Origin of the sequence: Microcoleus sp. Z1_B2, from assembly GCF_036700325.1 — a bacterium.
In the GTDB taxonomy this organism is placed as follows: Bacteria; Cyanobacteriota; Cyanobacteriia; order Cyanobacteriales; family Microcoleaceae; genus Microcoleus.
Genome location: NZ_JAUBOQ010000003.1, coordinates 228,288 through 241,145, shown reverse-complemented (window position 1 = coordinate 241,145; position 12,858 = coordinate 228,288). Strand labels below are relative to the sequence as shown.

Here is a 12,858-nt window from a genome sequence, read left to right as displayed (position 1 = left end):
TTTATTTTTCGTGATGCCAAGCAATTTACGGGATTGTCGGATTGTCAAGCTCGTCATTTACCACGGCTTGATTTTCACTTTAATGCCAGTCTAATTGCCTTAAACTTAGCCAAACATGAACTTTCTAGTTGTCATTCATCTGCCAAATCTTTTGTGTTTTCTATGGCCTCTTATAAACGTCTGGAATTCAATAAGCATCTACTTTCTACCTTTATTGATAAGTTAGATTTAGACCCGGATTTGATTTTAAATCACCCTAACCTTCCTTCAGTCTTGTCTTATGGTACTCTGGCTGCTTAAAAACTGTCCGGAGTATTGTAATTTAAGAGTGATTGGTTTTTGGGGTGCTGTTACCTCTACTTTGAGAATGAGTGTGAATGGATACCTTTTAAAAACAGCAGCTTTGCCAGTGGTTAGCAATTTGCGAGCCAATCCTGGGCGGATTGGATTGAGCGGTCGTTTGTGACTATCAAGTACAAAAACGAAATTAGACATAAAGTCCTCCATTACTGGGTAAAGTTCGCTCCCTTGAATGTTTTAAGAGCTTGTTATGCCAAAAGCACTGGTTTAACCCCGTTAATCCTGTTTAACTTTTGGCGATAGAGCGGAAAACTAGCGTCGCATTTTCCGGTATCATGACTCAAAAAACGTAGGTCTAATCCTGTCTCTGGTAAGGTTCGGGCTTTCTTCTTGCACCGCTGGCGATCGAGCCGGACTTCCCAAAAGCCCCCGCTTTTAAGCGTGGGGTTCCTTACGGTCATAGTCTTTCTTCGGTTGAAGTTTGAATGCCCAGCAACACCCGTTCTAGCTCCAAGTAAACAAATGTCAGCATGATTACTTTATCTTCATCGGTGATTGTAACACTACAGGTTGCCGATCGAGGTTCAACGCCTTCGTGCCTTACAACTACAGTATATTTTCCCTGCTTCAGGTTATCAAAATTCACATCTGCCTCAAACAGGTCAACTGTCTCCTCGGCCACCACTCGTCCTTCTTGAGTCAGTAAAGTGACAAACGCAATGCCGTCAACTGAAGTCATGGCGACGTTACTCTGATTGCGGATCATCACAAAAATATCGGACATCATTGGGTCATTGGTAATTGCTAATTGCTAATTTAGAATGAGTGCATAATCTCACAAACAAAGGAGCATAAATACAGTGAATTATTTCAAGTTTTTGCTAATTTTGACTATTAGTGCAGCGGTTCTCGGTTTGGGAAAAAGTGGGGCCCTAGCTGCTGTCTGGAATATCTCTGAGAATGAGCCTGGTTTGCAGATTCACGGCGTGCGGGTTGCTCAAAGGGACGATCGCAATTTAAGCAACTCGAAAGGTACATTAAAAGAAGGCAGTGCTATCTCTGTCGATCCAGATGATGTGGTTGGCATACCAAAAGCTGAAGCGCGGCGGCGTTTTATTCTGAATAAGATATATCGGGTTCAGGAAGGCACTACCGCTGAGGATTTGTTTATTGTTGATGAGAAAGCAAATAAATGGGCTGTAGAGGATGTCTCTGAGGCTACAATGGGCCCTACTAGTAACAGCGTTGCCCAGATAGTGTCGGGTAACGGGAGAGTCTGGGCGCTGATCCAGAAGTTCTAAATTTAAAAAAAACGCCGCTTTTAAGGGCGGCGTTCTTATTAATTAAAAATCACAGGTTAAAAATGGTATAATTACCATTTTTAACTTTTAATTTTCAATTATTAATTTTCTAACAGTCGTAGTAGAGAGCAAACTCGTAGGGGTGAGGACGCAGCCGCATCGGGTTGACTTCATTGTCGAGTTTGTAGGAAATCCAGGTTTGGATGAAGTCTTCGGTAAATACGCCGGTTTCAGTTAAGAAACTGTGGTCTTTTTCTAAAGCTTCTAAAGCGCCTTCCAAGGAACCGGGAGTTGAAGGAATTTTGCTCAATTCTTCAGGGGAAAGGTCGTAGATGTCCACGTCCAAAGGTTCGCCCGGATCGATTTGATTCTTGATGCCGTCTATGCCGGCGCACAGCATGGCTGCAAATGCTAAATAGGGGTTGGATGTGGCATCGGGACAGCGGAATTCTAACCGCTTGGCTTTGGGGTTGGTTCCCGACAACGGAATCCGCACTGATGCCGATCGATTTCCTTGAGAGTAAGCTAAGTTTACAGGCGCTTCAAAACCCGGAACTAAGCGCTTGTAGGAATTGGTGGTGGGATTGGTGAGTGCCAAAAGTGCCGGTGCGTGCTTGAGAATGCCGCCGATGTAATGCAGTCCCATTTGACTGAAACCTGCATATTGATCGCCTGCAAATAGAGGTTGGCCGTCTTTCCAAATCGACTGGTGAACGTGCATCCCGGAACCGTTGTCGTTAAACAGCGGTTTGGGCATGAAGGTGATGGTTTTGCCGTATTTTTTGCCGACGTTTTTGATGACGTATTTGTAAGTCAGCAAGTAGTCGGCGGCTTTTACCAAAGTGTCAAAGCGGAAACCGAGTTCGCATTGACCGCCGGTGGCGACTTCGTGGTGGTGCTTTTCGATGGGTACGCCGCATTTTGCCATTGTCAGCAGCATTTCCGTTCTCATGTCTTGTGAGGTATCGGTTGGTGCTACTGGGAAATAACCTTCTTTGTAACGCGGTTTATAGCCGAGGTTGCCGCCTGCTTCTTCTTTGCCGGAATTCCAACGACCTTCGATCGAATCTACGTAATAGTAGCCGGAATTTTGGGTTTGGTCGAAGCGAACGTCGTCAAAAATAAAGAATTCTGCTTCCGGGCCAAAGAATGCTGTATCGCCGAGACCGGTGGAAAGCAAGTAGTCTATGGCTTTTTGGGCAATGGTGCGGGGACAGCGACTGTACGGTTCGCCGGTGCGAGGTTCTTTGATGCTGCAAATGAAGCTGATGGTCGGTTCTGCCATGAACGGGTCCATCCAAGCGGTGGTCGGATCGATGACCATCGTCATGTCTGATTCGTTGATGGCTTTCCAGCCCCTAATGCTGGAACCGTCGAAGGGTACGCCGTCTGTGAATGCGGTTTCGTCGATTTGGTCGTGGTACAGGGAAAGGTGCTGCCAGATCCCCGGCATATCGATGAATTTGAGGTCAACGATCTGGATCTTATTTTCTTGTATGTAGTTTAAGGCTTCTTGGGGTGTCTGGAACATGACTTACTCCTGATATTGGTTGTGTCTTGGCGATCGGCCGATTTCAGACTGTGTGGGCGATCGTAGGCCTTCAGTATCCACTATTTTGTATCTAGGGCTACAAAAGTTTGAAATAGGGGCCCAGTGGGGCCGGGCCGTTTGAGATTCTTGCCCTGTGGATTATTTGTCGGATGAAGATACAAGGCAAACGGCTGAATTTTACGACAGTTTGCCGCGGATAGACTACCCTTGGTGAAAATCCTATCTCAAATCTTAATCAAACGCCGATTTGTAGTAGTCTACAATAGGCGGTCTGTCTCAGATAGCAAAGTATTGATAAAGATTTTTGGGAGAGAAACTTATGCGCGATGCAGTGACGAGCCTGATTGAAAATTATGATGTTGCTGGTAGGTATTTAGACCGAGATGGTATCGATCGGTTGAAATCTTATTTTGCAACGGGCACGGCACGGGTACAGGCGGCGGCTGCGATTAACAGCAATGCTGCGGCAATTGTCAAGCAAGCTGGTATCCAGCTATTTGCTGAACAGCCAGAACTGATCCGTCCCGGTGGAAATGCCTACACGACTCGTCGCTACGCGGCTTGTCTGCGGGATATGGACTACTACTTGCGCTATGCTACTTACGCCCTGGTGGCTGGAAGTACCGACGTGCTCGACGAGCGCGTGCTGCAAGGTTTGCGCGAAACTTACAATTCTCTAAGCGTTCCCATTGGCCCGACGGTGATGGGGATTAGCATTATGAAGGAGATGGTTAAGGCTCAGGTGGAAGCTGCTGGCTTGTCTGTGGGGCCTTTTTTGGATCAGCCTTTTGATTACATGATTCGCGAATTGAGCGAACAAGATATTTAAGTCAATTTGCTAGTTCTTTTAGCAGCAAATTGCACTTGTGGCTGGCAGTTAGCAGCAGTTGGATCGATCGCTTTTTTTGGCCTCACAGCCTCCAAGCGATCTTTTTTTATGGGTTATACAATTTTAGATTAAAAATTATAGGTTAAAAATTATAGGTTAAAAATTATAGATTAAAAATTTGAATTATTGGGAATGACTGATGATTTAAGGGTTTGGAGCTTCCCTATAATTGCATTCTTGTTTGAAACGGGTGCTAAAAATCGTCAACACATCCCCAGACGAGGCATTTGTCTAGGGGATTTTTGGTTTGGCGCAGATCGATTTGTGCGGTGGTTGTTGCTTCTACTTCGCCGTTGGGGTAAAGAATGTGGATGATGTCACCGCTGACGAAGGCGAGGGGATTTTCTTGACAATTGCCAGGATTTCTGATAGGAAAGTTAATTGTTTTCATGGTCGATCGCCCTGATGGTATTTGTAGCGCTTTTAGCTGCATCTAAATCATCCGCTAGCAGCCAAAATTATTGTGTGATTTTATGAAGGTATATCTGTGATAAAACTACACAATCAAAGCGATCTCAGTCACATAAGGTGAGGTGGGGCGATCGCCCCGCGACGATCAAAAAACCAAAATAATCGCCAAAAATTAGCAGTCGGGCTTGTGCGTAAGTGCTAATCTGGTACTGTTCTTAACCCTATCCGTACAGATTAAAAACCTTGGCTAAACAGCGACTAGACACTTTATTGGTCAGCCTAGATTTGTGCAGTTCCAGACAGCAAGCTCAGGCATTGATTCGGACTGGGAAAGTCTCCATCAATCAACAGGTAGTTGACAAACCGGGCACTGAGGTTGACATTGCAGCAAAAATTCAGATTAAAGAGCGATCGCGCTATGTTTCCAGAGGCGGTGACAAATTAGCCAAAGCTTTAGAAGTTTTCGCGATTCCCGTTGCAGGCAGAATTTGTCTCGACGGTGGCATTTCCACAGGCGGTTTTACCGACTGTCTGCTGCAAGCAGGCGCCGCCCTAGTGTATGGCGTAGATGTTGGCTACGGTCAAGCAGATTGGGGCTTGCGTAACGATCCGAGGGTAATTTTGAAAGAACGCACCAATTTGCGGTACATGACTGCTACTGAGCTTTACGGCAATTCACCCCCCCCAGCCCCCCCTTGTCAAGGGGGGGAGCAAGATTCACCCCCCCCAGCCCCCCCTTGTCAAGGGGGGGAGCAAGATTTACTCCCCGCTTGTCAAGGGGGGGAGCAAGATTCGTTGCTAATAGGGGCTTATGCAGATTTGGCGGTAGTAGATGTGTCGTTTATTTCCCTGGATAAGATTTTACCGGCGCTGTGGGAATTGTTGGCACCACCGCGAGAAGCGGTGTTGCTGGTAAAACCGCAGTTTGAGGTAGGGCGCGAGAGAGTTGGGAAAAAAGGCGTAGTGCGAGACTCAGCAACTCAAGCTGATGCGATTTTTCAAGTGTGGAAGGCAGCCACAGCTTTAGGATGGCAGCAACGCGGCTTAACGTGGTCGCCTTTACTTGGCCCGGCCGGTAATATCGAGTATCTTTTATGGTTGGGGATCGATCGCGAACAAGAAACAGACCACAGGGCGATCCTCTTCGAGGGCTGCGCTAACGAAGAGGATGTTGTGAAGGAACGGATCGCACAAGTCACCAAAGCGGCGGCGCGGGAACTTGTCGATCGATTGTAGATTTTAGATTTTAGATTGATTTCCAGATGTTGATCTAATCAACTTTAAAAATCAAATTTGGAACTCCAGATTGCTATAAATTTTTAAAATTTTTGTCAATCAGACTCCTAAACTTTCACAAGAGTGAATAATTCCATGCAGTCATTTAAACAAGTCGGTTCGATTTTACTCTACGTTCTAGGTGGCATTGGGTATGTGGCGATTGTAGCTACTATTGTAGGCGTTTCAATTCTGATCAAGTGGGCAGCTCTGCTACTGGCAGACAAATTATTATATACCATTCTGATTATCGGCGATTTGTTGAGAGGCCTCGAAATTATTGAACTGTTAAATATATTGATATTTGCATTTATCGGTATGGGAGTGGGTGTGGCGACAAGGCTCCTACACCCTCAATATGGTCGAAAAATTAGTGCCGCTTTGTTGATAGTTATAGTTCCTTTAGTTTTCATGATTACGCCAGCCATCAGATATAATTCTTGGCTGGAAAAAGTAGAGGAATCGGATAATTTATTACCAGCGCAAACTGCAACATTAACTAACTCATTTTTGAATAGAAAAGTGGGATTGCCTGGTTTTATCGGTTATTACGTATATACTGGTCAGTTTCCCGTTATTCCCACGAAACAATCGGAGATGAAAGACCTGGACAGCTTTGAAAAAAAAGTTAATTCCAGATTTGTACAGTTCACAGGTATTGCTCCGACTATTGTTTCTTGGTCAATGCGGGTTTGTTTTTGGTTGATTAGAATATTTTACTTTTCTATAGCAGTAATTGCCACGATCGCGCATTTTAGAGAAGGCGTTAGAATCGCGAGACGGTAATACGATTTTAGGATCGCGAATTAAATAACTTACAATTTTAATTGTTATTGTGGGATGGGCGGGACGCCCATCCCACAAACTTGTGGAAGTTATTTAATTCTCATTCCTTAGATTTTAGATTTTAGATTAAAGAAGGGGGTATCACTGATGAGCATGGTGGTTTGGAGTTTACCTACAGTTGCATTCTTTTTTGACAGTTGTAGAAGAATAAAAGCAGTAGGGTGCGTCAGATCCTAATTCTTCAATTATCACAAATAACCCTCTCCTGACGCACCCTACTCAACTACTAGGGCAATTTTTAAGTGCCAATTTTAAACTCTTGCTGCAGGCGATCGATAATTGTATTACGCTCGATGGTAGCGAGAATTTGTTGAATTACCGTATCTTGTCCCAGGGGGCCCCAGGTGCAGCCTTTTTCTAAGTAAACTTGGGCGGCACGACCGACAGCGTAGGTTCCGTAAGCTGCTAAACTAGCTTGAGTGACAGCAACTCCGGCAAAAGTAGAAAAGCCGATGTGCGGGGCCGCTGCGGCTGCACTTTTGCCAAATCCCAACAGAAAACTGCTGCCCAATTCTCCCAAAAGTACGCCGCCAGCGCTGGAGAAAATAGTCTGCCAAAGTTTGCCGGCTTCGTAACCAGTCATGGGTAAGCCGTAAAGTCTCGATAAAGAGCGAATTAAGGCTAAATCTGCGACACTTGCTCCCATTACATCCAAGAATGCCACTGGATTTAAACCGACAGCCAAAGCTTTATATTTTGCAAATTGCCAGATTAAATCTTCGGCTTCTGTTTGTCGCAATTTGAGAACGTGACGGGCAATGTTTGCTTCGGCATCTCTAGCTTCAACTAAAGCATTTAGAGCGAGGAGCGATCGACCTTCTCTGTTAAGAATTGTCAGAATTTTATGTTTGAGTTCGTCTATCTGCGCGGGGGGCGACTCCCATTCGTTAGTTACTCTTCCGTCGGCCCATTCCACCCGCACTTGCACCGGTGCTGGTTCGGCGGCTACCATGACTATTTCTAAAGATTTGGAAGTTTTAGGCGGTGATTTTGCAGTAGATTTATCAGATGGGTTGTTTGGGCGATCGGACAAATTTTCGCTATCTGTTTCCTCTGTTACCGCAGCGGCTGCTAACTCTTCAGAATTTGCCAGCGCTTGCAAACTTTGGAAAATAGCTTTTCTGTCTAATTCTGGATACAGGTCAATTTTATTAAAAACTAAAATTACCGGTTTTTGAGCTGTTTGCAATTCGCACAGTGCTTGATATTCAGTTCGGGTAATATCGCCTGCAACGACAAACAGAATTAAGTCAGCTTGGCGAGTTACTTGTTTCGCCATTTCGCCCCGGACTTCGCCACCAACTTCATCAAGTCCGGGAGTATCGATTAATTCTACTTGCACGCCTCCTTTCCCCCCCTTGGCCAGGGGGGGTTGGGGGGATTCCTCGCTGTCAAGGAAGGATAAAGGCACACTCCAGCGCACGGAACGCGGCCACTGAGTCACGCCGTTGAGAGGGCCTGTTTGCAGAATTTTGTGACCTAAAAGCGCGTTTAATACGGCTGACTTGCCACGGCTGACTAAGCCGAAAGTAGCAATGCGGATTATGTTGTGGTCTAGTTTTTCTGAGGTGGAAGTTAAGATATCTAGCTGATATTGCAGCGCCGCTTCTAATTCTGTATTATTCGAGTTCTTTTTCCCTTGGCGCAGGTGGGAGTAGCGCGCCAGGGCTTCGCGCAAACTGGCGCGGGCAAGGGATAAGCGATTTTCTTGAAGGGAATTGTCAGCCATTGGCGATCGGCTTTTTTAAGCAGGTAGAATTGATCGTCGAATTATAAATCCTATTTCTTATTTTAATACAAGTTTTGATAAAATTCTAGTTTTTTATTGGGGAGTTAGGTAGAAACAGGGCAAAGGCGTGTCAACAACCTCCTCAAACTCGGATTCCGGCAGTGACTTAAGTCCCTGCCTCAAAGCGAAAGTCCTCTTAACTAAAACTTACGCAAAAAACCCGGTTTCTCTGAAAAATCGTCGATATATCCGAGAGATGCTTGATGCAGAAACCGGGTTTTTGACCCGGCTGGCGTAAGTTTTGTTAACAATACTCTGGACAGTGTGTGAATAAAAGTGCGATCGCACTTCTGTAAAAAGTAACTGGACTCTGAGCCAGAAAAAATAGAAAACCAGACAATATTTAGGTCACTCTCAAAAAACAGATCGTTTTAACCGACTGTCTCGATAAAATACTTGAATTAAATTTACCCAAATTTTATCAATTTGTCAAGTTTAAAATAAATTTTTAGTATTTGTTTAAATAATTCAGCTACCGTATATTTGTAATGTATTGAATTTAGATGGAATCTTGCCAAATTGATAAAAATCCGTTAATTTCTTACCTTCATTATCAGCAAAAGAAGCAAAATATTCGCCAACGCTGATATCTTTAATAGAGTCTAAATCATAAAAATGCAGCCACTCAACATCAAATACTGGAACTGGATCGACAAATGTTACCTTTCCTTCACCCAAAGTACAATCATTCCACGGGTTTTTGCCATGTTTGCGTCGAATATGAATCTGCCATTGCCCATTCGGGTAAACGATCAAACTTTCATTAGAAATATGAATCCAGTTGCCATCTACTACGCAGCCAGTAGAAATTTTTTGAGGTGAGAATACTTGAGGTTGAGGCATGGCTCCATAGACAATGCGAGCAATACGTTTGGCACGATAATCAAATTCAAAGCTTTTGGGGTATTTTGATTTCGGACTCCACCACGGAGTAACTTTAGAAGTTTCTAGTTTAGAATCTATTTCCTCACGATGTGCTTCATAACAACAGAGCATTTGCTGATATTCTACTCGACTAAACTCAGATGGATCTACATAGATTGTCCAGTTGCTTCTGGATACATCGTCATAAAAAGTTTTGATTTGTAATTTGGCGCGCTCGCTGGGATTTATCGGCAGACCCATATCTAATAATTCGGGAATAATTCGACCAGCCAAAGATCGAGAAACTACTTTGTCATTAAAACAGAAAATGGGGAAGCGAATCAAGTTACCAGAAGCTAGAAATATACTTTGGAAATAGTGTTCTTCCATGATGCTGATGCGATGGAATCTTTGCGGATGTTTGGTCGGACAAAACACTTGAAAAGTTAAGACATCGGGACGTTTCTTTTTGTAATATTTAGACAAATTATATGGACTTTTACGAGACAAGTATTCATAGATTACCCAAGCCCATATCGCAAAAAGTACACCCATATCCCACACTTTAGTTTCATACAATCTCAGGACAATTTTTCTGTACAATTCGTCATAAATCTTTTTGACATTTTTCATAATTATTATATAATCAGACACGAACTAATTGAACCTTGAACACCAAACATTTGCTTGGCTGCCTCATGTCATACGGATCGCGCGTGCGAACTTCCGTCCGCAATAGGTCGCGGACTTTAGTCCGCACTACGAACCTGATTTATTGCGGTTAATTCATCGGACATGATCGGAGATATTGCCCAAGCTTTTTGACAAGCCAATCCTCAATAGTTAGGACAGTTTGAAACCCGATGGAGTAGCTAAAAATCTGGCTGGTTATTGTAGATTTTTTTTACAGTTTCCACAAGAGCGAAAAAAGAAATAAAAAAAATTAACAATGGCATGGGTGGCTTTTTCAATAGTAGACTTTGAGCAGGGCCGGAGGTTATTAGTTGATTGAAATGGCTGTTTCATTCTAGAAAAAGTTACGAAAAACCCCTATTTTGTAGGGGCGAATTCACCCTAATTTTGACCACTAACCAATAACCTCAATAAATCCGCCCCGCCCCACTTGATGTCTGAAAAATACAAGGAGAAATAGCGAGTTCTGCTGTTTCTCCGATTCAAATTTATCATGCCAGACAGGGCTGGTATTGCACGGCCGCCAAAACCGGTGCACACCCTACAGGGTTTTAATTGGCGACTGAGTTAACAGCCGGGGTTCCTGATGTCTGAGGCGCGAGACGACTTGCGATTTGATTGATGAAACCTTGCAAGAAGGAAACTTGCTGATTTTGCAGAAATACTGCTTGCAAAGTTTTCGTCAGTTCCGTAAGATTGAAGATGCCTTTAGCATTTTCCAATTCTTGAGTTGAGAAATATTCAATTAAACTCAATCCAGCTATTCTGGTAAAATAGGCTGCACTAATTCCCTGCACCGCGCCTCCTGCTACATAGGTGACGGCATTGCTTTTCAGCAGTCCAGTAATAGTTTGAGTAGACAGTTCTACTAATCCCAATTTAAACATTTGATTAGCCAAAGTCCCCGCTACTGTCTTAGCTTGGTCTAAGGAAAACTTTTGCTGGTAGATGGCGCCGAGATCGATTACGAGTTGGGTGCTGATGGCGGTTGTTGCTAGCAAGTCTAAAGCTGGAACCGGATTAGTAAAGACGGCGGCGGCGGCGATGTACTGATATTGTTCGATAATGGGAATTGCCCGATCGCGCCTGACTGCATTTAATAAGGTTTTGGCCTCTAGCTTGATACTTGCAGCCTCACGCACTGCACTCGCCCAGACCAACTGTTGCCGTTCTTCCGTTAAGATTTTAGTCAATCTTTCCGTCAGCCCGTCGAGTTGAGAGACTTGATTTTCGATCCGTTCTTTAAATGTGCCGTCCGCTTGGTGCTGGCGCACTTTAATAGAATTGGGAGAAGCTGCGATCGCAATTATCTCTTCTGTTCCCAATATTCCTTGCATTTTCTGCTGCAAAGAGTTCAAAACCTGCGACTGCTGTTCTGGCAAATATTGGTCTTGTTTGTTCCAGACTAGCAACACGCGCTGACCTGCCGAAGCTAGCTGAGATAATGTTTTAAATTCGGAATCTGTGATGTCGCCCGCTGTCACAAACAGCACTAAATCACCATTGATTTTGGCATCGGCATTTGTATTAGCAAACAGCGCTGCTGTTTCTTGTAAACTAAGCTTTTGCGGGTTTTGAGATGCCCAATTAGAATTTAAAACTTGAATTAAGGCAGTTTTGCCGACAGCTTTGCCGCCAGTTACGGTAATCCGTAAATCTTGTCTGTCTAATTCGCTTCTGAGCCGATCGAGCTTTGCTGTTAGATTAGCAGGATCGGCGGAGTTTTGAGCTTCTGAGGCTAGCAATTTAATTGCTGCTTCCGAAGCCGCGATCGCTTTTTCGGCTGCTTCCCGGTTCGCCAGGGGTTGCGGGAGTGCGAGTTCGAGTTTGGGGGATTGTTGTTTCCACCACCAATAACCCGCACCGGCAGCAGCCAAGCCGATGAGTGCCGTTTCGCCCATTTCTGAACCCGAATGCTGTAGAGTTTCCAGCAGCCACAGCGCTGCTGAAAGTCCTATTCCGCCTATCAAAATCGGTCGCCGCAAGTTAAGTGTCATTTTTCCCTTCCTGTGGGTATTGTCGCCAAGCTTAACCTTACCGGGCTTGGCCTCCCTCCCTCTCTTCCATCGTACCTCTGCGGCATCCAAACTGGCAGGCGGGCGATCCGACTTTTTGCGATCGGGATTTGCGGCCCTGGCGCCAATCAACTTTTTGCACTTCTACAAACGGGGAATTAAGGACTGAATTCCTCACTACAAACCAATAGATTTTTACATGATTTTGCAAATATAATAGTGGATTTTTTCTCTAGGTTGGTAATGCTTGAGATTGTGATTCAAAAATATCAATTATTTGTTTGGGAATTGCTCGCGGGCGCATGGTGGTAACTTCAACCCAAACCCAAAGCGCCTCTGCTTTTAACAATATTTCGTCACTTCCAGCTAACGCGATGGAGTAGCGGCGGACAGCGCGCGGGCCGCGCATTTGTTCGATCCAAGTGGATATCTCCAATCGATCGCCCGCGGCTGCCGATCGCAAATAGTCAATTTCTATCCGTCGCATTACAAAGACGCCGCCCAATTCCCGGTAGCGATCGAGTGTAAATCCCAAGTGTTCTAAATGTTCGATCGCAGCGTGTTCTAAATAATGCTGGTAAACAGCATTATTTACGTGACCGAGAGCATCCATTTCATAATGTCGCACTCTAATTTCTGTAGTAAATGGTGTCAAATTCTCACCTTTCCAGTTGTTGCGGTATTTTGTAGTTCCGAGTGCGATCGCACTCTGGGTCGATACTGGCTCAGAACTGATTGCAAGTTACACTCAATAGTTGAAACGTCACTGCTTCCAGGTTAATCTTAGTCCGGGAAGCACAGACGGTCAATCGATTTTAGATTTTAGATTTTAGATTTTAGATTGACCCCACGGATAAATGCGGGGGCTTGAGGATTTTCGATTTTCGATTTTGGATTGATTCCACGGATAAATCACGTGGCGG

The 12,858-nt window shown here is 44.5% G+C and carries 12 protein-coding genes and 1 pseudogene; 5 read left to right on the top strand and 8 right to left on the bottom strand.

Translation table 11 applies throughout. The features are described 5' to 3' along the window. Window positions 1-300 (top strand): annotated as a pseudogene (locus QT984_RS02955) (transposase); the annotation flags it as partial. Here the strand turns inward: QT984_RS02955 and QT984_RS02950 are convergent. Further along, on the bottom strand, window positions 268-495 hold the full coding sequence (locus QT984_RS02950; RefSeq protein ID WP_333373113.1) for an RRXRR domain-containing protein: 228 nt from the start codon (window positions 493-495) through the stop codon (window positions 268-270). The pseudogene QT984_RS02955 and the gene QT984_RS02950 overlap by 33 nt on opposite strands. 262 nt (window positions 496-757) lie before the next feature. Next, on the bottom strand, window positions 758-1,087 hold the full coding sequence (locus QT984_RS02945; protein ID WP_333140756.1) for a hypothetical protein: 330 nt from the start codon (window positions 1,085-1,087) through the stop codon (window positions 758-760). A 73-nt stretch (window positions 1,088-1,160) separates the two neighbouring features. Between QT984_RS02945 and QT984_RS02940 the strand changes: the two genes are divergently transcribed. Beyond that, window positions 1,161-1,601, top strand: a complete 441-nt coding sequence (locus QT984_RS02940; protein WP_333373111.1) for a hypothetical protein — start codon at window positions 1,161-1,163, stop codon at window positions 1,599-1,601. Between the two features lie 109 nt (window positions 1,602-1,710). On the opposite strand, the gene glnA is transcribed toward QT984_RS02940, so the two are convergent. Beyond that, on the bottom strand, window positions 1,711-3,132 hold the full coding sequence (gene glnA / locus QT984_RS02935) for a type I glutamate--ammonia ligase (RefSeq protein WP_333245403.1): 1,422 nt from the start codon (window positions 3,130-3,132) through the stop codon (window positions 1,711-1,713). A 340-nt stretch (window positions 3,133-3,472) separates the two neighbouring features. On the opposite strand from glnA, the gene apcB reads away from it, so the two are divergent. Continuing rightward, entirely contained in the window at window positions 3,473-3,982 is a 510-nt protein-coding gene (gene apcB / locus QT984_RS02930) for an allophycocyanin subunit beta (protein WP_293258696.1), read from the top strand. A gap of 253 nt (window positions 3,983-4,235) precedes the next feature. Here apcB and QT984_RS02925 read toward each other — a convergent pair whose 3' ends face one another. Next, a complete protein-coding gene (locus QT984_RS02925) occupies window positions 4,236-4,475 on the bottom strand; it encodes a hypothetical protein (protein WP_333057652.1) in 240 nt (79 codons plus the stop codon). A gap of 221 nt (window positions 4,476-4,696) precedes the next feature. On the opposite strand from QT984_RS02925, the gene QT984_RS02920 reads away from it, so the two are divergent. Both QT984_RS02920 and QT984_RS02915 read left to right on the top strand, forming a co-directional pair. Then, entirely contained in the window at window positions 4,697-5,689 is a 993-nt protein-coding gene (locus QT984_RS02920; RefSeq protein ID WP_333057651.1) for an SAM-dependent methyltransferase, read from the top strand. A gap of 123 nt (window positions 5,690-5,812) precedes the next feature. Beyond that, window positions 5,813-6,514, top strand: a complete 702-nt coding sequence (locus QT984_RS02915; RefSeq protein ID WP_333057650.1) for a hypothetical protein — start codon at window positions 5,813-5,815, stop codon at window positions 6,512-6,514. 298 nt (window positions 6,515-6,812) lie between these two features. Here the strand turns inward: QT984_RS02915 and QT984_RS02910 are convergent, their stop codons facing one another. The 4 genes from QT984_RS02910 to QT984_RS02895 form a co-directional block, all read right to left on the bottom strand. Beyond that, window positions 6,813-8,303 carry a DUF697 domain-containing protein gene (locus tag QT984_RS02910; RefSeq protein WP_333057649.1) on the bottom strand — a complete coding sequence of 497 codons (1,491 nt, stop codon included), beginning with the start codon at window positions 8,301-8,303 and terminating at the stop codon, window positions 6,813-6,815. Between the two features lie 528 nt (window positions 8,304-8,831). Next, window positions 8,832-9,860 (bottom strand): hypothetical protein, encoded by a 1,029-nt coding sequence (locus QT984_RS02905; protein WP_333057648.1) that lies wholly within the window; start codon window positions 9,858-9,860, stop codon window positions 8,832-8,834. A 611-nt stretch (window positions 9,861-10,471) separates the two neighbouring features. After that, on the bottom strand, window positions 10,472-11,917 hold the full coding sequence (locus tag QT984_RS02900) for a slr1306 family protein (RefSeq protein ID WP_333373106.1): 1,446 nt from the start codon (window positions 11,915-11,917) through the stop codon (window positions 10,472-10,474). A 250-nt stretch (window positions 11,918-12,167) separates the two neighbouring features. Further along, window positions 12,168-12,590 (bottom strand): thioesterase family protein, encoded by a 423-nt coding sequence (locus QT984_RS02895; RefSeq protein WP_333057646.1) that lies wholly within the window; start codon window positions 12,588-12,590, stop codon window positions 12,168-12,170. Window positions 12,591-12,858: the final 268 nt, after the last annotated feature.

Bases quoted from the DNA above. Each gene is read 5' to 3' on its own strand.
- QT984_RS02950 (WP_333373113.1), bottom strand. From the start codon at position 495: ATGTCTAATTTCGTTTTTGTACTTGATAGTCACAAACGACCGCTCAAT.
- QT984_RS02945 (WP_333140756.1), bottom strand. From the start codon at position 1,087: ATGATGTCCGATATTTTTGTGATGATCCGCAATCAGAGTAACGTCGCC.
- glnA (WP_333245403.1), bottom strand. From the start codon at position 3,132: ATGTTCCAGACACCCCAAGAAGCCTTAAACTACATACAAGAAAATAAG.
- apcB (WP_293258696.1), top strand. From the start codon at position 3,473: ATGCGCGATGCAGTGACGAGCCTGATTGAAAATTATGATGTTGCTGGT.
- QT984_RS02925 (WP_333057652.1), bottom strand. From the start codon at position 4,475: ATGCAGCTAAAAGCGCTACAAATACCATCAGGGCGATCGACCATGAAA.
- QT984_RS02910 (WP_333057649.1), bottom strand. From the start codon at position 8,303: ATGGCTGACAATTCCCTTCAAGAAAATCGCTTATCCCTTGCCCGCGCC.
- QT984_RS02905 (WP_333057648.1), bottom strand. From the start codon at position 9,860: ATGAAAAATGTCAAAAAGATTTATGACGAATTGTACAGAAAAATTGTC.
- QT984_RS02900 (WP_333373106.1), bottom strand. From the start codon at position 11,917: ATGACACTTAACTTGCGGCGACCGATTTTGATAGGCGGAATAGGACTT.